Annotated in this window: 21 protein-coding genes and 1 riboswitch; of the genes, 5 read left to right on the forward strand and 16 right to left on the reverse strand. The window is 42.0% G+C overall.

The annotated features are described in order from the left end of the window. Positions 1-31 precede the first annotated feature (31 nt). The 3 genes from BACCOP_RS16230 to BACCOP_RS16240 are packed head-to-tail and all read right to left on the reverse strand — an operon-like array spanning position 32 to position 4,805. On the reverse strand, positions 32-790 hold the full coding sequence (locus BACCOP_RS16230; RefSeq protein WP_007571066.1) for a DUF4465 domain-containing protein: 759 nt from the start codon (positions 788-790) through the stop codon (positions 32-34). A gap of 41 nt (positions 791-831) precedes the next feature. Next, positions 832-2,805 (reverse strand): YncE family protein, encoded by a 1,974-nt coding sequence (locus BACCOP_RS16235; protein WP_007571068.1) that lies wholly within the window; start codon positions 2,803-2,805, stop codon positions 832-834. Further along, positions 2,805-4,805 (reverse strand): TonB-dependent receptor plug domain-containing protein, encoded by a 2,001-nt coding sequence (locus BACCOP_RS16240; RefSeq protein WP_050756987.1) that lies wholly within the window; start codon positions 4,803-4,805, stop codon positions 2,805-2,807. The genes BACCOP_RS16235 and BACCOP_RS16240 overlap by 1 nt, the downstream gene beginning before the upstream one ends. Positions 4,806-4,954: 149 nt before the next feature. After that, positions 4,955-5,177, reverse strand: a riboswitch (cobalamin riboswitch). 67 nt (positions 5,178-5,244) lie between these two features. On the opposite strand from BACCOP_RS16240, the gene BACCOP_RS16245 reads away from it, so the two are divergent. After that, positions 5,245-6,423 (forward strand): phosphoribosylaminoimidazolecarboxamide formyltransferase, encoded by a 1,179-nt coding sequence (locus BACCOP_RS16245; protein WP_007571073.1) that lies wholly within the window; start codon positions 5,245-5,247, stop codon positions 6,421-6,423. 95 nt (positions 6,424-6,518) lie between these two features. Here BACCOP_RS16245 and BACCOP_RS16250 read toward each other — a convergent pair whose 3' ends face one another. The 9 genes from BACCOP_RS16250 to hpt all read right to left on the reverse strand — a co-directional run bounded on the left by BACCOP_RS16250 (position 6,519) and on the right by hpt (position 12,851). Then, positions 6,519-7,133, reverse strand: coding sequence for a porin family protein (locus BACCOP_RS16250; protein ID WP_007571075.1), 615 nt, complete (start codon positions 7,131-7,133; stop codon positions 6,519-6,521). Positions 7,134-7,406: 273 nt separating this feature from the next. Continuing rightward, on the reverse strand, positions 7,407-7,946 hold the full coding sequence (locus BACCOP_RS16255) for an outer membrane beta-barrel protein (RefSeq protein ID WP_007571077.1): 540 nt from the start codon (positions 7,944-7,946) through the stop codon (positions 7,407-7,409). A 56-nt stretch (positions 7,947-8,002) separates the two neighbouring features. Next, the gene (locus BACCOP_RS16260; protein WP_007571078.1) at positions 8,003-8,194 is read right to left on the reverse strand and encodes a hypothetical protein; all 192 of its coding nucleotides are present in this window, start codon (positions 8,192-8,194) and stop codon (positions 8,003-8,005) included. Positions 8,195-8,222: 28 nt separating this feature from the next. Then, positions 8,223-8,798 carry a M23 family metallopeptidase gene (locus BACCOP_RS16265; RefSeq protein ID WP_227994785.1) on the reverse strand — a complete coding sequence of 192 codons (576 nt, stop codon included), beginning with the start codon at positions 8,796-8,798 and terminating at the stop codon, positions 8,223-8,225. Between the two features lie 50 nt (positions 8,799-8,848). Continuing rightward, positions 8,849-9,520, reverse strand: coding sequence for a B3/B4 domain-containing protein (locus BACCOP_RS16270; protein WP_007571080.1), 672 nt, complete (start codon positions 9,518-9,520; stop codon positions 8,849-8,851). Positions 9,521-9,577: 57 nt separating this feature from the next. Further along, positions 9,578-10,384, reverse strand: coding sequence for a peptidoglycan editing factor PgeF (gene pgeF / locus BACCOP_RS16275; protein ID WP_007571081.1), 807 nt, complete (start codon positions 10,382-10,384; stop codon positions 9,578-9,580). After that, positions 10,384-11,568: a GTPase ObgE gene (obgE, locus tag BACCOP_RS16280; RefSeq protein ID WP_007571082.1), complete on the reverse strand. Its 1,185-nt coding sequence runs from the start codon at positions 11,566-11,568 to the stop codon at positions 10,384-10,386. The genes pgeF and obgE overlap by 1 nt, the downstream gene beginning before the upstream one ends. Positions 11,569-11,713: 145 nt before the next feature. Further along, positions 11,714-12,283 carry an adenylate kinase gene (locus BACCOP_RS16285; protein WP_007571084.1) on the reverse strand — a complete coding sequence of 190 codons (570 nt, stop codon included), beginning with the start codon at positions 12,281-12,283 and terminating at the stop codon, positions 11,714-11,716. Between the two features lie 31 nt (positions 12,284-12,314). Continuing rightward, entirely contained in the window at positions 12,315-12,851 is a 537-nt protein-coding gene (gene hpt, locus BACCOP_RS16290) for a hypoxanthine phosphoribosyltransferase (protein ID WP_007571086.1), read from the reverse strand. A 100-nt stretch (positions 12,852-12,951) separates the two neighbouring features. On the opposite strand from hpt, the gene BACCOP_RS16295 reads away from it, so the two are divergent. Then, positions 12,952-14,469: a bifunctional ADP-dependent NAD(P)H-hydrate dehydratase/NAD(P)H-hydrate epimerase gene (locus BACCOP_RS16295; RefSeq protein ID WP_007571088.1), complete on the forward strand. Its 1,518-nt coding sequence runs from the start codon at positions 12,952-12,954 to the stop codon at positions 14,467-14,469. 9 nt (positions 14,470-14,478) lie between these two features. Further along, the gene (locus BACCOP_RS16300) at positions 14,479-15,531 is read left to right on the forward strand and encodes a DUF4831 family protein (RefSeq protein WP_007571090.1); all 1,053 of its coding nucleotides are present in this window, start codon (positions 14,479-14,481) and stop codon (positions 15,529-15,531) included. A gap of 100 nt (positions 15,532-15,631) precedes the next feature. Here the strand turns inward: BACCOP_RS16300 and BACCOP_RS16305 are convergent, their stop codons facing one another. After that, complete coding sequence (locus tag BACCOP_RS16305) at positions 15,632-16,987, reverse strand: MFS transporter (protein WP_007571092.1); 1,356 nt, start codon at positions 16,985-16,987, stop codon at positions 15,632-15,634. 183 nt (positions 16,988-17,170) lie between these two features. Here BACCOP_RS16305 and BACCOP_RS16310 point away from each other — a divergent pair, with 183 nt between their 5' ends. Next, positions 17,171-17,725 (forward strand): DUF3332 domain-containing protein, encoded by a 555-nt coding sequence (locus tag BACCOP_RS16310; RefSeq protein WP_007571094.1) that lies wholly within the window; start codon positions 17,171-17,173, stop codon positions 17,723-17,725. Positions 17,726-17,961: 236 nt separating this feature from the next. Here the strand turns inward: BACCOP_RS16310 and BACCOP_RS16315 are convergent, their stop codons facing one another. Then, the gene (locus BACCOP_RS16315) at positions 17,962-18,969 is read right to left on the reverse strand and encodes a class II fructose-bisphosphate aldolase (protein ID WP_007571096.1); all 1,008 of its coding nucleotides are present in this window, start codon (positions 18,967-18,969) and stop codon (positions 17,962-17,964) included. Positions 18,970-19,414: 445 nt separating this feature from the next. Between BACCOP_RS16315 and BACCOP_RS16320 the strand changes: the two genes are divergently transcribed. Next, positions 19,415-19,666, forward strand: coding sequence for a type B 50S ribosomal protein L31 (locus BACCOP_RS16320; protein ID WP_007571099.1), 252 nt, complete (start codon positions 19,415-19,417; stop codon positions 19,664-19,666). A gap of 349 nt (positions 19,667-20,015) precedes the next feature. Here the strand turns inward: BACCOP_RS16320 and BACCOP_RS16325 are convergent, their stop codons facing one another. Beyond that, positions 20,016-21,671: an AMP-binding protein gene (locus BACCOP_RS16325; protein WP_007571101.1), complete on the reverse strand. Its 1,656-nt coding sequence runs from the start codon at positions 21,669-21,671 to the stop codon at positions 20,016-20,018. Positions 21,672-21,708: 37 nt separating this feature from the next. Beyond that, positions 21,709-22,266, reverse strand: coding sequence for a helix-turn-helix domain-containing protein (locus tag BACCOP_RS16330; protein WP_007571103.1), 558 nt, complete (start codon positions 22,264-22,266; stop codon positions 21,709-21,711). Between the last annotated feature and the right edge of the window lie 369 nt (positions 22,267-22,635).

Consider the following 22,635-nt stretch of genomic DNA (forward strand, 5'->3'; position numbering starts at 1 on the left):
CCTCCTCATTATGATTAAGAAAAATAAAACCTTATTTTTCAACTAATGTAATGCCATCCAGACAGAAATAGTTCGGAGTATTCATACCATAATCACCTGTATCGGTAGATTCCATTTCGAAAGTCACATATGCAGCATTAGCCAGCGGAGTCCAGTCGAACCATTCCCAAGTATTCACAACAGAACTCTTTCCATCACGATAGTCGGCCAGATAGAAAGTGCTTCTTCCAACTTCTTCGCCAGAAGCTGCATGACCGATTGCAGTTACAGTAAAATAATCACCATCTTCGAAAGGACCTTTTACATATCCGCCTCCATCATTACCATCCTTCACAGCTAAATAAGCATAAGTAGTATTAGTTATATAAGCTCCCTTGAACTGATATGTACCAGCCTGCAAGTTAGTCAATTTAGTAGGATTCGACAAAGCTACAGTAAGATATACACTGCCATCCTTACCCTTTCCGGTTATCGCGCTGAGATTAGAATATCCCGGAGTAGTTACATCGGTAGTATTGGTATAGGTAAATCCGCCACCAAAGCCCCAATCACTAAAGTAGCTGTTACATTCTATCAGCGATTTGCTATCAGTAAATGATGTAAGCTTATATCCCCAGTCCCCGTAATCTTCACCTTCAGTAGGGGCAAATGATGTATTAGGTTCCGTTAATTTGTCTTCGAAGCTAACTGCCACTTCCTGCTTTGCAGGTACTGTCGGTTCATCATCGTTACTACAACTCCACAATCCCACGCATAAACATGCGTACAAAACAAAAAATAACTTTTTCATCTGTCGTTAATTAATTAAATGATTAAAATATAGTTTACTGATTATTTCTCATAATGTAAATTCTCCACTCCGGTAATCTCTGTCGAAAGTTCTCCTATCTGAGTACAATACTGATTGACAGCCGTATATATCTTCACAAAATCAATCTGATCGAGAGCGACTTTATTACCTTGAGCATCTACAGCCCAATCTATCTTAAACTTCGACATCTCCGTACTGTTGGGATGATTATCGGCATATCCCCAGTCGTAAGCATAACCTACCCACACTCCGTTTTCTTGAACCGCATTATCTTTCAGGCGTGTTCCACGGAAAATCAGGCAATCACTCTCTTCCCAAAGCGGATAATACGATGACTGCTGATGAAAAGTATTCCGATACACATACCCTTCATTTCCCTGATTATCTGTCCAACGCACATCAGCATTTTCAGGTACAGGGCGATAATAAGTAATCTCATAATCACGTATTTCGGTATCTGTTTCATACTCACTGCCGGCCAGTTCGTACCATTCATCATCGGGCAGCCCATTACTGTTTTCATCTTTCGAAACTAGTACAATACCCGGTTCTGCACTACCACCAGGACGGTCCTGCCAAGCGTTCGGATTATAGTTGGCATTACCGTAAATTTTAAAATCGTATTCTCCCGGAACATTTGGCACGGGTTGAGAAAAGCCTAACACAATATAGCCCCCGTATGCCCCTAACGACAACAATGATTTTTTCCGAAGTCGTTCGGCAGCATAGTCCAGTACCTGTTGCTTGGTTGTAAAGCCCTCAGCATAAGCAGTCGTAACCGTATTCATATATTGTGTAGGAGCCGGAACATAATCGAACACTTTATCGGCATAAGCAGCCATTTCATCCGATTCATCGGGATTATCCGGAGTATCTACACCGGCAGCCTCATCACGGAACAGCACGGTATTCGGATTTAACCCGATTCCACTCAGGCGAAACATAAGTGTACCTTCAGGAGTAAAGCATAACAAATCACCATCTACCTGATAATTGTACGCTTCGGTTATATACACATTGCTGCTATAAGGATTTACCTGAATGGAGAACGGGCGTTCTATATTTGTTCCATCGGTAATAAACTGACTCCGTAACACCGTACCTGAAGTAAGATCGAACACCTTGAATGCAGCCTGTCCGGTCGAATAATCGTAATTATAAAGGTAGGCGATATTATAATCGAAAGCAAAATCCATTACCGGTTCGTCATAAACTTTTTCTACAACATCCGACTGTGAGTTTATTTTTACCAGTTTATAGTCACCCTGCTCTATCTGTTCTCCTTGTGTAGCTACCCATACACTATGATCGGGACCGGCAAGTATCTTTCCCGGATTAGGACCGACTTCAATTTTTTTCGTTTCTGCAAAAGTTGACAGGTCGACAACAGATACCGTACGGTCAACTCCCACTCCAGCCCAGTCTAATCCACCTGAATTGGACACATAAAGTTTTCCATCCTGCGCACAAAGATCTTCCGGATTACGTCCGACTTCCGCAACTCCGTCTATCTCCAGAGAAGCAGTATCGATACGAGCTACGGTTCCATCATACGAACAGACATAAGCTTTTCCCGAATCAAAAGTAATGGCACGAGGCTGACGGGAACTGCCATTATCGGTCAGCATCGGAATCTGCTTTACGGAAAGCCCAGACTGAAGGTCTATTACCTCTACTGTACTGGAAACATTTACCACAACATATAATTTACTACCGTAAATATCCATGTCGTTAGCGGTATCTCCCAATCCGCGATGATTCAGCGCACGGAAATAATCATACGAACAGCTATTCGTCAGGAAGGAATATCTTGCCAGTGTACTGTTGTTCAAATTAAACAACCCTTCATTCAAGATATACATTTCTGCCGTTCCATAGTCTTCGACTACCCCATTTGCTTCACCGGGTGTATAAGGCTTGTCTTCCAAATCATCGCAACCGGCAAACAGCAAAACCAACGAATATATAATAACTACCAGTTTCCTCATATTCATCAATATTTCACTCCGACTGTTATCCGGAAAGACCGTCCGGGCATCGGAAAGTTTTTCACTATTTCATAATTTTTATCTGCCAGATTCAGCATCTCAAGTGCCAGCGAGAGGTTTGTCTTTTTCCAACGGAACCCCCGACGTACAGAAACGCTATGATCAGTATATCCGTCCAGCCTGTTCTTGGCTATATTCTGTCCCAACGCATAGCGTTTGCCGGAAAACAGCATGGAATACGACAAGTCTACCCACGGTGTTTCGAGTACTGCCTGTCCGGAACCTGACACACGCGGTGTATAGGCTATCTGATGCTTATACGTTTTTCCTTCAAGAGTAGAAGGATCTGAGTTCGTAACATCCAGCGCACGCTGATAAGTGTAATTACCCGATAGGCTCAACACATATTTTTCTGCCGGCTGTACACTAACACTTGCTGTAAAGTCTATTCCTTTTATATCGACTTTGCCCAGATTTACCATACTCCAGATAAACAGGTTCTTGGTCGGTATCGCTACTATCTTGTCGGTTATCCGGTTGGAATAAGCATCCACTGTTGCCGATACATAAGGAAGCCAGTCAGAAATGCGTTTACTATATGTCAGTCCGACATTCAGCTGGCTGGCATTTTCCGGCTTCAGACGAATATTACCGGTCTGTCCGTAATACAAATCATTAAAACTCGGCAAGCGGAAAATATCTTTATAAAAGAAACGGATACGAAACTCCTCTGAAGCAAATGGCTTAAATGATACACTGGCATACGGAGAAAGTTTCCGGTGTCCCCCGGCACTGTTGCCTTTTGCTACATCTTCATAAATAACTGTAGACAAAACAGAAGCTGAAAGCGTCATCCAGTCGTTGACATATTTCCCAGCCAGCGCAGTAAGCCATGAGTAACGCACTGGCTTGGCAAAATCTTTCAAGTCGCAGTTCATACGGTTAACGATTCCGTCGGTTGAAAGAGAAAAAGAAAGACAGTCCAGCGCCCGGAACAACACTGCCGTAGAAAGATAATATTCCTGCTGAAAATAACTGTTCTCACTTTGTCCGGTAGTTCCTTTATAATCTGGGTCCAGATAATGCTGGTAGGTCCAGTTCCATTTGCCCGAAGCCTGAAACACCCATTTACGGCTGAACTCTTTTTTATACTGGCTCTGGATGAAAATATTTTTATCCCACAAATGTTGTGAGGAATAATCGTAGTACAAAGTTGTTGCATTGGGAAGCCCGCGTAACGACTGACAATAATAAGCTTTCAGCTTCCATTGTTCCGTATCAGAAAAATTACCGAACAGACCTGCCTCGGCACGGAATGTCTGCACTTCCGTATTCTTGCGTTTTTCACGACTCGACTGATCACCTTCCTCGCCGTAATATAATGTATAAGGATAATGCCCATCGGATGACATCCATTCCGCATCTGCTGTCAATGCCCATTTTTCACCCAGTTTCTGTTCATACAAAACTGAAGGATTCACCAGTCCCCATGAACCCGATTTCACAGATGCGTTCAGATTAACAGACTTGTTATTCTGAAAAACAGGAGTAAGTGTCTGGATATTCAAAATTCCAGCTGAAGCGAAAAAACGTGCAGGCTGAAAAATCTGGTCACTTTGCCCGTTGCTTAACATCAGACGGTCTACATTTTCCAATGAAAAGCGACCGATATCCACCTGTCCGGTCTGACAGTCGGTAACAGCTATTCCATCGTATCCCACTACTGTATGCTGTGCTCCCAGACTGCGTATAGAAACTGTTTTCAGTCCTCCTATTCCTCCATAATCTTTCACTGTCACACCAGAGAAGTGTTTGACAGCATCGGATACCTGCATCACATTCAGGTTTTTCAGCTCTTCGTGAGAAAAGATCTGAAGAGGAACAGCCGAACGAACTTCACGCGTCTGGTAGCGGTCGGAAACCACAACCTCCGGTATGGAATAGACTTTCGTTGTATCTATTTCCTGACTGCCATAACATTGAACGGCACATCCAATCAGCATCATCCAACTACATACAATATACTTCATATTTTCTCAATACTTAATGTAACAGCAAAGGAACAGCCTTTGCATTGCCTGCGAAAAATAAAGCAATGGGGTGAACAGATAGAATATGCACCGAAAAGTCATCCCACGCTTTTTCCTCGAAAGCTGTGAAGAAATATGCATGGCAGGTCTTCTGACTTATTCCTAGTCGCAAACTACCTTCCCGGAAACAAACATTTCTCCAGTGGTCTGAACGACTGTTTGCGACATTTATATAATATGGAATTTACAGCAGCGGGACTGTTCAGGACTCTCACCTGATTCCCTTTTAATCACCAGATTATCTTCTAAAAACAGATAATCTCTTGAACCAATGCGCCACAAAGGTAAAAAGTTTTTTCAATAAGCCGAAAATATTCTGTATTTTTGTAGACAAGCAACTATAAACATATAAATTATGGCAAAAGAACTCGAATTGAAGTACGGCTGTAATCCTAACCAGAAACCGGCACGTATCTTTATGCAAGAAGGAGAGCTGCCAATTGAGGTATTGAACGGACGTCCCGGATATATCAATTTTCTGGATGCCCTGAATGGATGGCAGTTAGTAAAAGAACTGAAAGAAGCTACCGGCCTGCCGGCTGCAACATCATTCAAGCATGTCAGCCCTGCAGGAGCAGCTATCGGGCTGGAGCTGGATGATACAATGAAGAAAATTTATTTCGTAGACAACCTTCCTCTTTCTCCTTTGGCAAATGCGTATATTCGTGCGCGTGGTGCTGACCGTATGTCGTCTTACGGCGACTTCATTGCGCTGAGTGATGTATGCGACGAAGCTACAGCACGTTTTATCAACCGCGAAGTTTCTGACGGAGTCATTGCTCCGGGATATACAGACGAAGCACTGGAAATTCTGAAGAATAAACGTAAAGGAACATATAATGTTATCAAGATAGATCCGGAATATCGCCCTGCTCCGATAGAACGTAAAGATGTATTCGGAATCACTTTCGAACAAGGACGTAATGAAATCAAACTGAACGGCGACGATTTATTCGCAAACATTCCTACTCAAAACAAGAATTTCCCGGAATCAGCACGCCGCGACTTGATGATTGCACTGATTACATTAAAATATACACAGTCGAACTCTGTATGTTATGTAAAAGACGGACAAGCTATCGGTATCGGAGCCGGACAGCAGAGCCGTATTCACTGTACTCGTCTTGCAGGAAATAAAGCTGATATCTGGTATCTACGCCAGCACCCGAAAGTATTGAATCTGCCTTGGGTTGAAAAAATACGCCGTGCCGACCGTGATAATACAATCGATGTCTATATCAGCGATGAACACGATGACGTACTTGCCGACGGTGTATGGCAGCAGTTCTTTACAGAAAAGCCGGAAGTGCTGACTCGCGAAGAAAAACGTGCATGGCTGGATACACTGAAAGGTGTGGCTTTGGGATCGGATGCTTTCTTCCCCTTCGGTGATAACATAGAACGTGCCCACAAGAGCGGAGTAGAATACATTGCACAAGCTGGTGGTTCAGTGCGTGATGACCATGTAATAGCTACATGCGATAAATATGGCATAGCTATGGCATTTACAGGTATCCGTCTCTTCCATCATTAATTGCACAGTCCATAGAATATTAAAAACAATAAGCGGACAGCATAAGGTCTTCATTCCCCCCTATAGCTGTCCGCTCCTTTTATTTTTATAAGTACCTAAAATTTATATCCAAAAGTTGCAAAGATTCCCAAGTTGCGAGGTCCTTTTTCCCACATACGGGCCAATCCGAATTCACCTTCTACACCTACAATATAATGACGGAAATCCAAATTTATACCAGCCTGTATACCTGCATCGAAACGACGGAGACCGTCCCAGATTTTGATATCTCCCACACACGCATCATTAAACGTACCCCACGATGAAGTAACATCATCTGCTTTCTGTTCGGTTTTACCCACTATTCCACAACCAATATATCCACCTCCAGAAATAATCACATCAAAATTCTTTGGGGTTCCGATATGGAAAGCTGCCAATAACGGCATTTCAAAATAATTCTGATTAACGGTTTGTTTGGTATCGTTTACCAATGAATATTTTGCACCTTTGGAAGTCCAGTTAAGACCAGTCTGAAAAGACACCCAACCTGTAAGAGGGATATCTACACCTACACCTATCCGCTGATTAAACAAAGCTTTTGCAGACCCGAATCCATCTCCCATCCATGAAGAGGCCCCCAAACCAACTTTCACGTTCCATACCGGTGCTTGAGCATTAACAAGCATAGCCGATATCATACACAACACTAAAAGATACAGTTTTTTCATATTTCAGACTTTTTTGTTAAGAAATCACATCTATTCTGCCAGCAGCGCATCCCAATAAAGGATTCAGTGCAAACTCCTAAAAACAAATATAGGAATATAACTAAATATTGCAATCAAAAGAAGGGAAAAAGAATTGAAAAACAACGATAATGGCTAAAATATCCGACATTTTTACATCTGTCTGTTTTTATAATACAATAAAAAAGCCTCCCGCATGCTAGTTCATGCGAGAGGCTTTCAGTATATTCATAGAATTTTATTCAACCGTTCTGATTAAAACTCATAATCGATACCGATTGAGATATTTTCTCCATCCAAAGTAACACCAAAGCCATCAGCTCCTCTGAAATAATCATCACGATAACCGGCAAAACCTACTTTGGTAATGAAGCTGAAGCTATCATTCAACTTAATAGCGAGCCCTGGTTTCAAACCTATTTCAAATCCATTTACAGAATCTCCATGCTTAGGTTTTGATGTAGAGAAGCCCATTCCCATATCTATAAACAGACGTACTATCTTATTTTCATAGAAAGAATAACGAGCATATGGAGCTATGGCAAAACTGTTAATATGAGACGAAACCTTTTCATCTCCCACATCATAATGTGTTCCTTCATGAGAAAAAACAACTTCGCCACCTACAGCCCAACGCTCATTCAAATTATAGCCAAAATCGGGTGAGATAGAGAATGAGGTTACATCGGCATCACAGTCTCTCCAAAGGCTGATACCACCACCCAAATACATCTCCTGTGCATATGATGACAAAGCGGCCATCATTACAACTACAATCATTAAAATCTTTTTCATAATTACATAAATTAGTTAGTTATTAAATAATATGTCAAGTTTCCGTTTTCTTAGTTTTATCCATTCTTATGACGGTTAGCACGTCGACGACGGTATTCAGCTTTCATCTTTGCAGAGCCTGAGCCATGCAATCCGGTGATATACGTTTTCTTCTTTGCCTTTGTCTTTACCTTATCTTCTTTTTTAGCGGTAGAAGGCTTGCTGCCTTTAAAGACAATTCCTTCGGTCAATATCTTTTCTATATCCATACAATGATTTTCTAAATTGATTCTTAATTTATTTTTTAGGAACTAATCTCACATGATTTCCAGTCTTTGTACAGACCAGTGTGCGCTTCAGCAAGTTACCGGTTTTCATATCAAAAAGAAGTCCCGGATTAAGGTGCTGTCCATTTATTCTGATCTCAAAATGCAAATGTTCGGTTGTAGCCCGCCCTGTACGTCCCGTTAGGGCAATAGGTTGGCCAGCCTTTACAGTATCTCCCGCTGCCACCATATTCTTTGAATTATGACTATAAATGGTTTCGATTCCATTGTCATGGCGTACAACTATCACTTTGCCATATCCACCATAATGTTTAGCCATACGCACAACACCATCGAAGACACAACGGATAGTATCGTTGGCACAGGTTTTAATATCCGAACCACTATGTCCTCTACGAGCACCGTATGCCGATATAACCTTTCCTTTCGGAAGAGGGAAACACCACATCGAATCGGACAAGTTTTCCAGATGAATCTCAAAACTATTTCCGTTTGCAAAAAGCTCCGGAGTCTTTACACGAATGTGATTACGCTCCATTACCGAAAAAGATCGTACAATCGGATCGGACGCATACATCAATGACATACACCCTATCCATCCCAAAAGCAATAAAACGACGTGTATTCTTAGTTTCATCATTCGAAATATACAATTTTCACTTCCTGAGCCTCAGCAAATTCTTTTAGTAAATCGACCATATAAGTTACATTTTCTTCCAGTCCTTCGCTTCCACTATATCCATTCATTATAGCAAGCAGGTGTGTAGTACCTTCGCTTATTTTGGTCCGTTCGTTATCGCTGGTAGGAGTACCTACACCACCTACAGCATCACGATATACAGGCATGCCTTCGATATTCAGTTCTCCTCGGCCTATTCCTTCGTAAGGTTCTCCCGCTTTTCCTATACCTAATACCAGACGGTCACCTTGTATTTTATCCAGATCAAATCCGCCAATGGAATGTCCACTGTATATGGAAGCCAGATTAATCAAATCGACCAGGGTATCTATCTGATACAAAGGAATACCCCTCAATATACGGCGACACAAGGCTTCTGAAGAAGGACGATAGCGACTGGGATCTTTTCCACATTTTTTATAAGCCTGCCGGGTTGCCTGAATGGCCGGCATTTCTTTGATGGAGTCGGTGGTATATTTAGAACGGTATAACACAGTAAACTCGTCAATACGTTTCCACAATTCCTCATTATAGGCAGTATTTTTTACAGTTGCAAAAACAGCTGCTCCCCGAAACTGCGGCCAAGCCTGTTTCAGCTCTTCAGATACTTCTATCACTAAATTCTTCATTGTATACTGATTTATTATTTCTAAAAACAAAAGCCTCCAGACAAATATAAGTCAGGATTAAACCGATTTCAACATAATGCCTGACAAAATACGTCCCGAAGCTATACCTTGCCTGCGTGCCGAGAAAAAATCGGCATTTTCTTTCCACGTACAAATACCACTTAGCTCTATATTTGATGGGAGTACACCAAAATCAAGCAGCTGCATACGGTTTGCTTCCCACAAATCAATATGCCACTTTTCCTGACGCGATGCTATACGCTGCATATCGAATCCCTGCTGTTCGAAGCAAGTATAGACCTCATCACCTACCTCAAAAGCTTCCAGTGATATGCTAGGACCTATACAGGCTACAACATCCTTCCCCTGTGTTCCATACGTACGGTTCATTACCTGCAACGTTTCGGTTATGATACGTGCTACCGTACCTCTCCATCCTGCATGTATGGCAGCAACCACACCCTGCTTTGTATCGAAACACATTACCGGAACACAATCGGCAGTCGACACACAGATACACTTGCCAGGAACGTCAGTAACCAACGCATCCACACCTTCCAGCAAAGAAGCCCGCAAACTCTCCGGCTGTTTACAGAATTCTCTATCAACAACCCGAACCTCTGCACGATGTACCTGATGTGGAATAACCAGTTCTTTCTCTGTACCAGGTAATAAAGAGCACAGCAGACTTCTGTTTTTCAATATGTTCTCCATAACATCGCCGCAATAGTTGTTGCAATTAAACGAAGCATATTCTCCTGTACTATATCCTCCGTGGCGAGTTGTAGAGAAACAAAAAATGCCGGGGTACGATTTCATTAAACCATACTCCAACATTCTTTTATCTTCTGAATAGTGAATCATTACTTCTGTGGTTCGTCGTCCCAATCTATTTCCTCGTATTCGTAGTCGAAATCTTCATCGTCGTCAGCATCTTCATATTCGAAATCGAAGTCTTCATCTTCACCCATATCCTTCAATTCCTGCTGAAGCTTAGTAACATCTTTTGCACGATGCACAATAGACGCCTGACGAAGTCCTTCCAGGCGGTTACTGTCTTTATTCAATTCCTCCCACAATATATCTTTCAACTGCTGAATTCCGATATTGGCAACAGAAGAAATAAATACATAAGGTATATTTTCAGGCAATGTAGGTGTCAGCATTTCTATCAGCTCTTCATCCAGCATATCACATTTAGTGATAGCAAGTACCCGCTGCTTGTCAAGCATCTCCGGATTGAACTTAGCCAGCTCGTTCAGCAAGATATCATATTCACGGCGAATATCATCAGCATCACCGGGAACCATAAAGAGCAACAACGAGTTACGTTCAATATGCCGCAGGAAACGAAGTCCGAGCCCCTTACCTTCACTTGCACCTTCTATAATACCCGGTATATCTGCCATCACAAAAGACTTGCCTTCACGATAAGAAACGATACCCAGGTTCGGTTCCAGTGTAGTAAACGGATAATTGGCTATTTTCGGACGCGCAGCCGAAACTGTAGATAGAAGAGTGGATTTTCCGGCATTCGGAAAACCGACCAGACCAACATCTGCCAATAGTTTCAATTCCAAAATAACAGTCATTTCCTGCATCGGCTCACCAGGCTGTGCAAAGCGTGGAGCCTGACGGGTTGCCGTACGGAAATGCCAGTTTCCTAAGCCTCCACGACCACCTTTCAGCAGAATGACTTCTTGTCCGTCGTCAGTAATATCGCATACATATTCGCCTGTTTCTGCATTGTAAACGACAGTACCGCACGGCACTTCAATAACCTTGTCTGCACCATCTTTACCGAAACTTTTGTTCTTCGAGCCATTACCACCATGTTCAGCAAACACGTGACGCTCGTACTTCAGGTGTAGCAAAGTCCAGTAATTGCGGTTTCCCCGCAAGATAACATGACCTCCTCTACCACCGTCGCCACCGTCAGGACCTCCGTTGGGCATATACTTTTCACGGCGCATGTGTACCGATCCGCGCCCTCCCTTACCGGAGCGGCAGTAGATTTTTACATAATCAACAAAATTCGATTCAGCCATAATATTTCTTTGAAAAATTAAATGAGTCAACCGCCTGTCTGACGGTTTTACTTAATGCAATCGAGATTGCACTGTCTGTTACAAAAAAGAGAACGAGAAACCTCCAAACGGAAGTTTTCTCATTCTCCGTTTTTCATATCTTCAATTAGAGTTTATCGATAGCAGAGCAAATATCTGCAAAGATACCATCCATAGAACCCAAGCCATTGATGTGGCAATATTTGCCATCATTCTTGTACCAGTCAATCAGAGGAGCAGTCTGAGAATGATAAACTACCAAACGTTTCTTGATAGTTTCTTCATTATCGTCAGCACGACCAGATTCCTGTCCACGTTTGATCAGACGAGTCATCAGTTCATCTTCCGGAACTTCCAGGTCAAGCATGATAGAAACTTCCTGACCGCGTACTTTCAACATTTCTTTCAAAGCTTCTGCCTGAGCGATTGTACGTGGAAAACCATCGAAAATAACACCTTTGCTATCCTTGAAGCTATCGAATACGCTAGCCAGGATATCTATCATCAAAGCATCTGGAATCAACTGACCGTTATCGATATATCCTTTGGCAGTTTTACCCAGTTCTGTACCATTCTTGATTTCTGCACGCAAAACGTCACCAGTAGAGATGTGGTTCAAACCATATTTCTCTACGATACGAGCACTCTGAGTTCCTTTACCTGAACCCGGTGCGCCGAAAATTACAATGTTCAACATCTTTATTACCTTTTATTTTAATTATGAATAATTATTCTATCACAGTATAAATATCACGATAGTTTCGTCCCAGTCCGTCGTAGTCAAGTCCATATCCTACGATAAAGTCATTAGGAATGTTCATTGCCACATAGTTAATGTCAAGCTCAACCTTCAGCTTATCCGGCTTAACCAGCAATGTAGCAATTTTAATGTCTTTCGGACCGCGGGCACGCAATGTTTCTACCAGCTGCTTCATAGTCAGTCCCGTATCGACAATATCTTCTACAATCACCACTGTACGTCCCGTGATATCATCACCCAAACCAACCAGTTCTTTCACTTTACCGGTAGAAGAAGTACCTTCATACGAAGCCAGTTTTACGAAAGAAACCTCACAAGGCATAGTCAAGTGCTTCATCAGATCAGCCGTAAACATGAATGAACCATTCAACACACTTATGAAAAGCGGATTGGTTCCCGGCAAATCACGATTGATTTCATCTGCTACACGAGCCACTTCCTTCATTATTTGCTCCTCAGGAATAAAAGTCTTAAAGCGTTTATCTTTGATCTGAATTACACTCATAATATATAAGTTTATAAAATTGGGACAAAAATACGAATTATCCCTCAAACTTCTATACTTTTTTCGTACTTTTACCGACAAATAGCTATTTAGAAAAAAGATGAAAATACTTAGTTGCACTCAGCAAAAACAGGCGGACGCATATACAATCACCCAAGAAAACATACTTTCCATCAATCTGATGGAAAAAGCAGCCTCGCTGCTAACTGATGAAATTTGCCGTCGTTGGGATAAATCTCACCGAATAATCATATTTGCAGGCTCTGGAAACAACGGAGGAGATGCCGTTGCCGTAGCACGCATGCTGTTCCTGAAAAATTATACAGTAGAAGTATATCTGTTCAATATCACCGGAGTCTTGTCGGACGATTGCATGAAGAATGTACAGCGCCTGCAAGAATGCGGATTCCCTAACTATCACGAAATCAGTAACAGCTTCGACCCACCTCAGCTGACAAAAGATGACATCGTGATAGACGGACTTTTCGGTTCAGGACTGAACAAACCGTTAAGTGGTGGATTCGCATCGGTAGTGAAATACATCAATGCTTCACAAGCTACGGTTGTATCCATCGACCTGCCTTCCGGATTGATGGGAGAAGACAACTCAAACAATATCCGCCAGAACATCATACGGGCTGACCTGACATTAAGTATCCAGTTGCCGAAACTGTCTTTCCTGTTTGCCGAAAATGAAGACATCGTAGGCGAATGGAAAGTACTGGATATAGGCATCAGCAAAAACTTCATAGAAGAAGCCTCTACTCCGTACTTCATCACTGAAGCAAATGAAATACGCCAGCTGATCAAGCCTCGCAGCCGTTTCGCACATAAAGGCAATTTCGGACACGGCCTGCTGATTGCCGGCTCATACGGTATGGCAGGAGCTTCCATATTAGCGGCCCGTGCATGTCTGCGTTCGGGTATAGGCTTACTGACAGTTCATACTCCTGTCCGCAACCATGACATTGTACAGACCAGTGTACCCGAAGCAATGGTACAAAACGATGTACACGAACTCTATTTTGCCGAGCCCGTAGACTTGGATAACTTCCAGGCACTGGCTATCGGTCCGGGAATCGGTCAGGAAGAAGAAACCGCACTCGCTACATTCGACCAGCTGAAAGAATGTTTCATTCCTCTGGTTCTCGACGCTGACGCACTGAACGTATTCAGTACACACCGTAATTACCTGAACCGGATTCCGAAACGGACAATCCTGACACCGCATATCGGAGAACTGGAACGTATTATCGGAAGATGCAACAACAGTTTCGAACGTCTGACCAAAGCCAAAGAGCTTTCTGCCTATCTGCAATGTTACATTGTACTGAAAGGAGCTTACACTGTAGTTATTACCCCCGAAGGCAACTACTACTTCAATCAGACAGGTAATCCGGGTATGGCAACAGGAGGAAGTGGTGACGTACTGACCGGTATCATCCTCGCCCTGCTGTCGCAAGGATATTCACAGGAAAACGCTTGCCGTATAGCCGTATACGTACATGGTCTGGCAGGTGATATTGCCCGCAACCGTGTAGGAGAAATCAGCCTGACAGCAGGCGATATCATTGAAGCCCTACCCGAAGCATGGAAAAACATTACAGAAACTAAATAACAAACCATTATGAACAGAACGATTATTGCATTGGGATTGTTGGCATGCTCAACACACATTGCAGCACAGGATGTAAATATATACACACCGGGCACAGACGAAGGCATCGTATACTTTCTGCCTAAAACAGCTCTGGAAGTAAATATTATAGCCACACGCATAAGCTATCAACCGGGAGAGCTATGCCAATATGCCAATCGTTACCTGCGCATGAACAATGTAAATCCTCAACCGGAAACATACTGGAAAATCAAACAGATTGATGTTCGCTCTATCGGAGTTCCCGATTCTACAAAAGCATATATCATCAAGCTGAAAGATAAAAGCACCTTATCAAATATTGAGCTGACAGAAAACGGGATAGCCAAGGCTATAAATACCACTTTTCCTAAAGAATACGAACAGCAGCAAGGATACGAACTGGAGAAATCTCTTCCACATGAAAGTACACGCAAGTACATGACAGAAGAGATCCTGATGGCAGGTTCGACAGCGAAAATGGCGGAACTGACAGCTAAGGAAATTTACAATATCCGCGAAAGCAAGAATTTGATCTTGCGAGGACAAGCTGACACCATGCCTAAAGACGGAGCTTCACTCAAGCTGATAATGGACAATCTTGACAAACAGGAAAAGGCACTTACACAAATGTTCGCCGGAACAACCGATCGCGAAGACAAGGTATTTACCTTACTTGTTACTCCGGAAGACAATACAAAAGATAAAATCGTATTGCGTTTCTCACGCCTGTTAGGAGCCTTGTCTACCGACAATCTGGCTGGTGATCCTATATATATCAGCATGAGCAGTACAGCTCCTATACCAGCTCCGACCGATGACAGCAAGAAGAAAAAGAAACCAGAGGGAGCTATCTATAACATTCCGGGCAAAGGAAATGTTTCTGTAAGCTACCAAGGAAAAAAATATTTCGAAAAAGACCTTCCTATTACTCAGTTTGGTTCTACAGAGGTTTTGGTAAATGAGCTTTTCAACAAGAAAATAAACACACGAGTAGTGTTTAACCCCGAAACCGGAGCAATTCTGAAAATAGATAAAGACTAACTAGCAGTCGTTATCCTGAAATAAATAAAACCGGCAGGATTCTGTTCATTCAGAAATCCTGCCGGTTTTATTTATTTCAGTCTGTTAACTACCCTGATCGTTACTTGATATTAGCTTCTTCCAGCTTATATCCAAATTTCTTGTCGGCTACCTTCAAAGCGAAAGCAATAATCAACGACAATACTGCGATACCTGTAAATATACACATCGGTAATGTATAGTCATACAGATTAGCTCCATTTGCCTTTCCTACCACGCAATACTTATCCAATACGATACCAATCAATGTCGGTATTCCCCACAATCCGATATTCTGAATAAAGAATATCAACGCATACGCAGTACCCAACTGGTGAGCAGGGAATATTTTAGCAACCGAAGGCCACATAGCAGAAGGTACCAGCGAGAAGGCAATACCCAGCGCAATCATCAATACAATAGCAATCCAAGAGCTTGTAATGAAAGGCAACGCATATATACAGTGTACAGCAATCAGCATAGCCGCACCAAGCATCATGATAGAAGCAGCTTTTCCTCGCTTGTCTACCATACCACCAAACACCGGAGTAAGGAACAAAGCTCCTAAAGCAGGAAGTCCGGCAAAGAATCCGGCAACACTTTCATCAATACCATATTTACTGATCATCAGCTCGGAAGCAAATTTCTGGAACGGGAATACGCATGAGTAAAACAATACGCAAAGCAAGGCTATCAGCCAGAATCCCGGATTAGAAAGAATCTTGGCAACATCCTTGAATGAGAATTTTTCTTCCGGAGAATTATCAACTTCAGCTTCAATCTGGCGATCCAGTTTCTTATCAAGAACAGAGAAAGCAAAGAAAGCTATCAATCCACCGATCAGACAGATCAGACCTACCAGCACCGGAGTTGTAATCTCGTACGCACGTGCCATCGGAATAGCAACTGCATAAGCGGCCTGCGAACCTACACGTGCCAGCGCAACCTGTACTCCCATGGCTGTTGCCATTTCTTTTCCGCGGAACCATTTGGCAATCATCTTCGTTACTGTGATACCTGCTACTTCAGCTCCTACACCAAAGACAGAATAACCAGCCGATGCAACAAACACGCTTACTTTATATCCCAAAATTGTGCCTGTAGCATCTGCCATACCCGTCATAGCATAATACTCCAGTCCTGTACCCAATACCATCAGAATAGTAGCCAGCTTTCCGGTAAACCGAATACCAAAACGGTCAAGAATCAGCCCACCCCATATCAGCATCAAAAAGAAAACATTCAGGAAGCTATAAGCTCCGGTAAAAAGTCCGAACTCACTACTATCCCACTTCAAATCGGTTTCAAGCATCGTCTTCAGCGGTGCAACCACATCGTTCACATAATATGCCGCCATCATCGTGAAGGCAACAATTGCCAGCGCTCCCCAGCGAATAGCCCGGGAATCATTCAGTTTTTTAAGATTCTGTTCTTTCATCTATTTTTTATCTATTTTTTATATATTTCTTAAAAATGCGACAAAGATACGTTTTTTTTCATCGTTTCTATTTCATTTTTCAAAATATATTCTAACTTTGTAACAGAACGTAACACACATTATATAAGTAAAACGCGTGCAAGGTTCATTACAATTTTAATTTACCAACTAATAAAATCAACCATGAAAAAAACAAAACTTACGGTTCTCTGCGCCATAATGAGCGGAAGCCTATTATTTTCTTCCTGCATCGGTTCTTTCGGACTGTGGAGCAAATTGAAAGATTGGAATCAAGGACTTGGCAATAAATTTGTAAACGAAATCGTATTTTTGGCTTTCCACATCGTTCCGGTGTACGAAGTTGCTTATTTTGCCGATGTACTGGTTTTGAACTCTATTGAATTCTGGTCAGGTTCTAACCCTATAGCACAGGTAGGCACCGAAAAGACAGTACAAGGAGAAAACGGAGAATACCTGGTACGTACAAATGCCGATGGCTATACCATCATCAAGAAAGGTGAAGAAGACAAACCTTTAGATTTGGTTTACAACAAAGAAAAACGTACATGGAACGCCGTTGCCGACGGACAGACATTCGAACTGATAACCATGAATGAAGACGGCACTATTACATTTAAGCAGAAAGACGGCACTCCGATGACCGTTACTCCTGATATGATGGGTATGTCAGTTGCGAGAGCAGCTCAAAACAATTCATTATTCTTTGCAGCAAGATAACTTCCAAAAGAAGCAAAATCATAACAAAAACGCAGAACTATCATAAAGATAAGTTCTGCGTTATTTTTTATGCCCCACAGACTTCAGGCAACAGACATGAAGCCAACCGGCCAAAACATACTCTGTCCAGCTCTATCAGCATCTCATACAAAAAAATAAAAGCAGCCTCTCCACCACGGAGAAGCTGCTTCGTTATTATAATTTAGGTGTATAAAGTCTTTATTATCTGCTTGTCATTAGCACTGAGCCAATTTACCGTCTGAACCCAATACGTTCAAGATTTTATGCTTGTACATCTTTTCCATGTTATCACGAGCAGGACCAAGATATTTACGTGGGTCGAATTCTGCTGGTTTTTCAGCAAATACCTGACGGATAGCAGCAGTCATTGCCAAACGAGAGTCAGAGTCGATGTTGATCTTGCAAACAGCTGATTTAGCAGCTTTACGCAATTCTTCTTCAGGAATACCGATTGCAGCATCCAATTTACCACCGAACTTGTTGATAGTATCAACTTCTTCCTGAGGAACTGAAGAAGATCCGTGAAGAACGATAGGAAATCCAGGAAGTTTTTCCATAACTGCATCCAATACTTCGAATGCCAAAGGAGGAGGAACCAAACGACCTGTAGCTGGATCAACGTGGCACTGTTCTGGTTTGAACTTGTAAGCACCGTGAGAAGTACCGATTGAGATAGCCAAAGAATCGCAACCTGTACGAGTAGCGAAGTCGATAACTTCTTCAGGGTTAGTATAAGTGTGGTGTTCAGCGCAAACTTCATCTTCTACACCAGCCAATACACCAAGTTCGCCTTCTACTGTTACATCGAACTGATGAGCGTATTCAACAACTTTCTTAGTCAAAGCTACGTTTTCTTCGTATGGCAAGTGAGAACCGTCGATCATAACTGAAGAGAAACCTAAGTCGATGCAAGATTTGCACAATTCGAATGAATCTCCGTGGTCAAGGTGAAGAACGATTTCAGGATGTTCGCAGCCTAATTCTTTAGCGTAAGCTACAGCACCTTCTGCCATGTAACGCAACAAAGTCTGGTTTGCATAGTTACGAGCACCTTTAGATACCTGAAGAATAACCGGAGATTTTGTTTCAACAGCTGCTTTGATGATAGCCTGCAACTGTTCCATATTATTGAAGTTGAATGCAGGGATAGCGTATCCACCTTTGATTGCTCTGGCAAACATATCTCTAGTGTTTACCAAGCCTAATTCTTTGTAATTAACCATTGTTGTAAATTTTATAATTGTTAGTGATTAAATTCCATAGGCAAAGTTACAAAGAATTGTAACAAATCTTCCTTTCATTGCATGAAAAAAGTGCTCCACTCATGAACATTTTGACCTAAATCATCGGTCATTTCACTTAAAAAGCATTGGATGTAAAGTGTATATTACAAATTTTACAGACTCATTCTGCTTTCTCTTCCAGAAAATCAACATCCATTTTTTTGGCCATCCGCCAGCTTCTTACACCTTATATTATATAATAACAGAACAATGCAGCCAGTGGTCATCTTTCAAAACTACAGCAAGTTAAATAAAAAATTATGCAAATCATTTTCTATTTCAAAGAAAAGCAGTATCTTTGCAACCCGAAACAGACCATTACACACTATATATTTTGCAGTGTTACCACATATAGCAAATAATAACAATAAAAGTATATACTGAAATGAAAAAAGGCATTCATCCTGAAAACTACCGTCCGGTAGTATTTAAAGACATGTCAAACGGTGACATGTTCTTGTCACGTTCAACTTGTGCAACAAAAGACACAGTAGAATTCGAAGGCGAAACTTATCCTTGTGTTAAGTTGGAAATCTCTAGCAGCTCTCACCCGTTCTACACAGGTAAGTCTAAATTGGTAGACACTGCAGGACGTGTTGATAAGTTCATGAGCCGCTACAACCGCATCAAGAAGTAATCATTACTTGCAGAAATATAAAATCGGGCGTTTCTTTCACGTGAGGAACGCCCGATTTTATTTTTACCGTCACACAACTTATCAGCATATCATATCAAAAACTTCAGCATATTTTGAGAAAAACATGCTGAAGTTTTCTGTAAAATTCGTACAAATATTCCACAAAACTTGCTGACGTTTTTTCAATACCTCCCGGCTTTACCAGCAAGCCTTAAAGGAAGCCGCTAAATTCTTAGAGATTATCCTCTCTATCCATACCCCTTAAAAACAAATCAGGTATTGCCGAAACCATCCGAACGAACGGCCTCAACAATACCCGAACATGAAAATATAAGATTTACAGCAAATATTACTTAGTATCCTTTGCACGTATTTCTACACGACGAATCTTACCGCTGATTGTCTTCGGAAGTTCATCTACAAACTCGATAACACGTGGATATTTGTAAGGAGCTGTCACACGTTTTACATGATCCTGCAATTCCTTTATCAGCTCCGGACCGGCTTTCTGCTTGTAATCCTTTGCCAATACAATCGTAGCTTTTACTACCTGACCGCGAATTTCATCGGGTACACCTGTTATGGCACACTCTACTACTGCCGGATGGGTCATCAAAGCACTTTCTACTTCGAACGGGCCAATACGATAACCGGAACTCTTGATTACATCATCCGCACGGCCTACGAACCAGTAATAACCATCTTCGTCACGCCATGCGACGTCACCGGTATAATAAACTCCGTCGTGCCATGCTTCGCGAGTCAGTTCTGCATCACGATAATACTCTTTAAACAATCCCAGCGGTTTTCCCTTATCGGTACGTACAACGATTTGTCCCTGTTCACCATCTTCGGCCGAACGTCCGTCGGGTGTAAGCAGGTCGATATCGTACTGCGGATTAGGAACACCCATACTGCCTGGTTTCGGATCCATCCATGGGAAAGTAGCAAGTGTAAGAGCTGTTTCTGTCTGTCCGAAACCTTCCATCAGGCGGATACCTGTGATTTTCTTGAATGTTTCGTAAACAGAGTAATTCAATGCTTCTCCCGCCGTAGTACAATATTCCAGTGAAGACAAATCAAATTTGCTCAGATCCTCACGAATCAGGAAGCGGTAAATAGTAGGAGGTGCGCACAATGAGGTAATATGATAATCGTGAATCTTCTGCAAGATATCGGCAGGAGTAAATTTCTCATGGTCGTACACAAAGATATTTGCTCCGGCAATCATCTGTCCATACAGCTTACCCCATACAGCTTTTCCCCATCCGGTGTCGGCAATAGTAAGATGCAGACTGTTTTCATGAAGATTATGCCAGAAACTTCCGGTAGCAATGTGTCCCAACGGATAAGTAAAATCGTGTGCCACCATCTTAGGTTCTCCGGTAGTTCCTGAAGTAAAATACATCAGCATAATATCATCGTTGGTATTTGCATGTTCAGGACGGACAAAAGGAGCTGCACTTTCCATTCCTTTATGGAAATCTTCAAATCCTTCCGGATATTCAGGACCTACACTGACAAGCTTCTCTACGCTCGGACATTCAGGCATTGCATCCAGAATATGTTTGGTAATGACTTCTTCTCCCGCAGCAACAATCATTTTGATAGTAGCGGCCTTGCAGCGGTAAACGATATCTTTCTTAGTCAGCAGGTGGGTAGCCGGAATCACTACTGCCCCTATCTTGTGAAGGGCAATGATAGAGAACCAGAATTCATAACGGCGTTTCAGAATCAACATCACCTTGTCGCCATGTCCGATACCCAGACTCTGGAAGTAAGAAGCCGTCATATCGGTATATTTTTTCAAATCGGCATAAGTAAACTGAATATGTTCTCCTTTATCGTTTGTCCAGAGAAGAGCGTTTTTATCCGGACGCTCGGCAGCCCATGCATCTACTACATCATAACCGAAGTTAAAGTTTTCGGGCACTTTTATTTTGAAGCGCTTTATAAAATCCTCTTGTGAGGTAAAGCTAGTTTGATCTATAAATCGTTCTAACATATATCTTTTGCTTGTTTTTTACTAGTTGTTTGTATTGTTATTGCATTACTACAGCCAGGAATTTTACAGTTTTTCCATCCAGAGCCAACATTCCGTGAGGCTTGCTTGAATCAAAATACAGGCTGTCTCCCGGATTCAATATCAATTCCTTACCATTGATATTCAACAGCATACGTCCCTCTATCACCAGGTTGAACTCCTGTCCTTCGTGGGTATTGAAATATACCGGTGTATTTTCCGGCTTCGGTCCTACCGTTACAATAAACGGATCAGCCTTACGTCCCTTAAAACCAGAAGCAAGCGACTGATATTTATATGCCTTAGTACGTTCTACGGATACACCTGTTCCACGACGGGTAAGAAAATAAGATTTCATCTTAGGTTCTTCACCAAACATCAGTTCGTCTAGTGTAATACCGTATTTTCGTGCTATCCGCTGCAAAACACTTACAGAGAAGTCGCACTCACCCGACTCAATAGCCTGGTACTCCTCTACCGTAAAGTTACAGTCGGCTGCAACTTCCTCTACACTCAAATCCAAAGCGTCGCGCAAACCTTTCAAGCGTTCGGCTATCTGCTTAATTTGTTCATCCATATCTCAATACTTCGGTAAATTTTTACCGAAAAATTAAAAGTTAAACAATAAAACCGGCAAAAGTCGGTTCGGAAACACTAAAGAGGTCATTGAAATGTTGTCTAAAACGAATGGTTAAGCATGAAGAAATGTGCTGAAAAAAATGTGCTAACCTGCTGATAATAAAGGTAAAAAAGTATTGCATAATTCGCTGGTTTTTTAGTAAATTAGAAGTCTCTCAACTCTTCTGATTATGACTAAAGAAACACTCCTTATGCAATACCAATCCGAGTGCCTGTCGGCTCTCAAATCAGTAGCGAATATACAAAAACCTTTTGAAAAAACGTTCATGGACACCATGAAATTATTCATGGCCATCCCGGATCGTAT

Origin of the sequence: Phocaeicola coprocola DSM 17136 (assembly GCF_000154845.1) — a bacterium.
In the GTDB taxonomy this organism is placed as follows: Bacteria; Bacteroidota; Bacteroidia; order Bacteroidales; family Bacteroidaceae; genus Phocaeicola; species Phocaeicola coprocola.

What these genes read in the sequence shown, in the direction of transcription:
- BACCOP_RS16230 (WP_007571066.1), bottom strand. Translation starts at nt 790, where the DNA reads ATGAAAAAGTTATTTTTTGTTTTGTACGCATGTTTATGCGTGGGATTG.
- BACCOP_RS16235 (WP_007571068.1), bottom strand. Translation starts at nt 2,805, where the DNA reads ATGAATATGAGGAAACTGGTAGTTATTATATATTCGTTGGTTTTGCTG.
- BACCOP_RS16240 (WP_050756987.1), bottom strand. Translation starts at nt 4,805, where the DNA reads ATGATGCTGATTGGATGTGCCGTTCAATGTTATGGCAGTCAGGAAATA.
- BACCOP_RS16245 (WP_007571073.1), top strand. Translation starts at nt 5,245, where the DNA reads ATGGCAAAAGAACTCGAATTGAAGTACGGCTGTAATCCTAACCAGAAA.
- BACCOP_RS16250 (WP_007571075.1), bottom strand. Translation starts at nt 7,133, where the DNA reads ATGAAAAAACTGTATCTTTTAGTGTTGTGTATGATATCGGCTATGCTT.
- BACCOP_RS16255 (WP_007571077.1), bottom strand. Translation starts at nt 7,946, where the DNA reads ATGAAAAAGATTTTAATGATTGTAGTTGTAATGATGGCCGCTTTGTCA.
- BACCOP_RS16260 (WP_007571078.1), bottom strand. Translation starts at nt 8,194, where the DNA reads ATGGATATAGAAAAGATATTGACCGAAGGAATTGTCTTTAAAGGCAGC.
- BACCOP_RS16265 (WP_227994785.1), bottom strand. Translation starts at nt 8,798, where the DNA reads ATGTCATTGATGTATGCGTCCGATCCGATTGTACGATCTTTTTCGGTA.
- BACCOP_RS16270 (WP_007571080.1), bottom strand. Translation starts at nt 9,520, where the DNA reads ATGAAGAATTTAGTGATAGAAGTATCTGAAGAGCTGAAACAGGCTTGG.
- pgeF (WP_007571081.1), bottom strand. Translation starts at nt 10,384, where the DNA reads ATGATTCACTATTCAGAAGATAAAAGAATGTTGGAGTATGGTTTAATG.
- obgE (WP_007571082.1), bottom strand. Translation starts at nt 11,568, where the DNA reads ATGGCTGAATCGAATTTTGTTGATTATGTAAAAATCTACTGCCGCTCC.
- BACCOP_RS16285 (WP_007571084.1), bottom strand. Translation starts at nt 12,283, where the DNA reads ATGTTGAACATTGTAATTTTCGGCGCACCGGGTTCAGGTAAAGGAACT.
- hpt (WP_007571086.1), bottom strand. Translation starts at nt 12,851, where the DNA reads ATGAGTGTAATTCAGATCAAAGATAAACGCTTTAAGACTTTTATTCCT.
- BACCOP_RS16295 (WP_007571088.1), top strand. Translation starts at nt 12,952, where the DNA reads ATGAAAATACTTAGTTGCACTCAGCAAAAACAGGCGGACGCATATACA.
- BACCOP_RS16300 (WP_007571090.1), top strand. Translation starts at nt 14,479, where the DNA reads ATGAACAGAACGATTATTGCATTGGGATTGTTGGCATGCTCAACACAC.
- BACCOP_RS16305 (WP_007571092.1), bottom strand. Translation starts at nt 16,987, where the DNA reads ATGAAAGAACAGAATCTTAAAAAACTGAATGATTCCCGGGCTATTCGC.
- BACCOP_RS16310 (WP_007571094.1), top strand. Translation starts at nt 17,171, where the DNA reads ATGAAAAAAACAAAACTTACGGTTCTCTGCGCCATAATGAGCGGAAGC.
- BACCOP_RS16315 (WP_007571096.1), bottom strand. Translation starts at nt 18,969, where the DNA reads ATGGTTAATTACAAAGAATTAGGCTTGGTAAACACTAGAGATATGTTT.
- BACCOP_RS16320 (WP_007571099.1), top strand. Translation starts at nt 19,415, where the DNA reads ATGAAAAAAGGCATTCATCCTGAAAACTACCGTCCGGTAGTATTTAAA.
- BACCOP_RS16325 (WP_007571101.1), bottom strand. Translation starts at nt 21,671, where the DNA reads ATGTTAGAACGATTTATAGATCAAACTAGCTTTACCTCACAAGAGGAT.
- BACCOP_RS16330 (WP_007571103.1), bottom strand. Translation starts at nt 22,266, where the DNA reads ATGGATGAACAAATTAAGCAGATAGCCGAACGCTTGAAAGGTTTGCGC.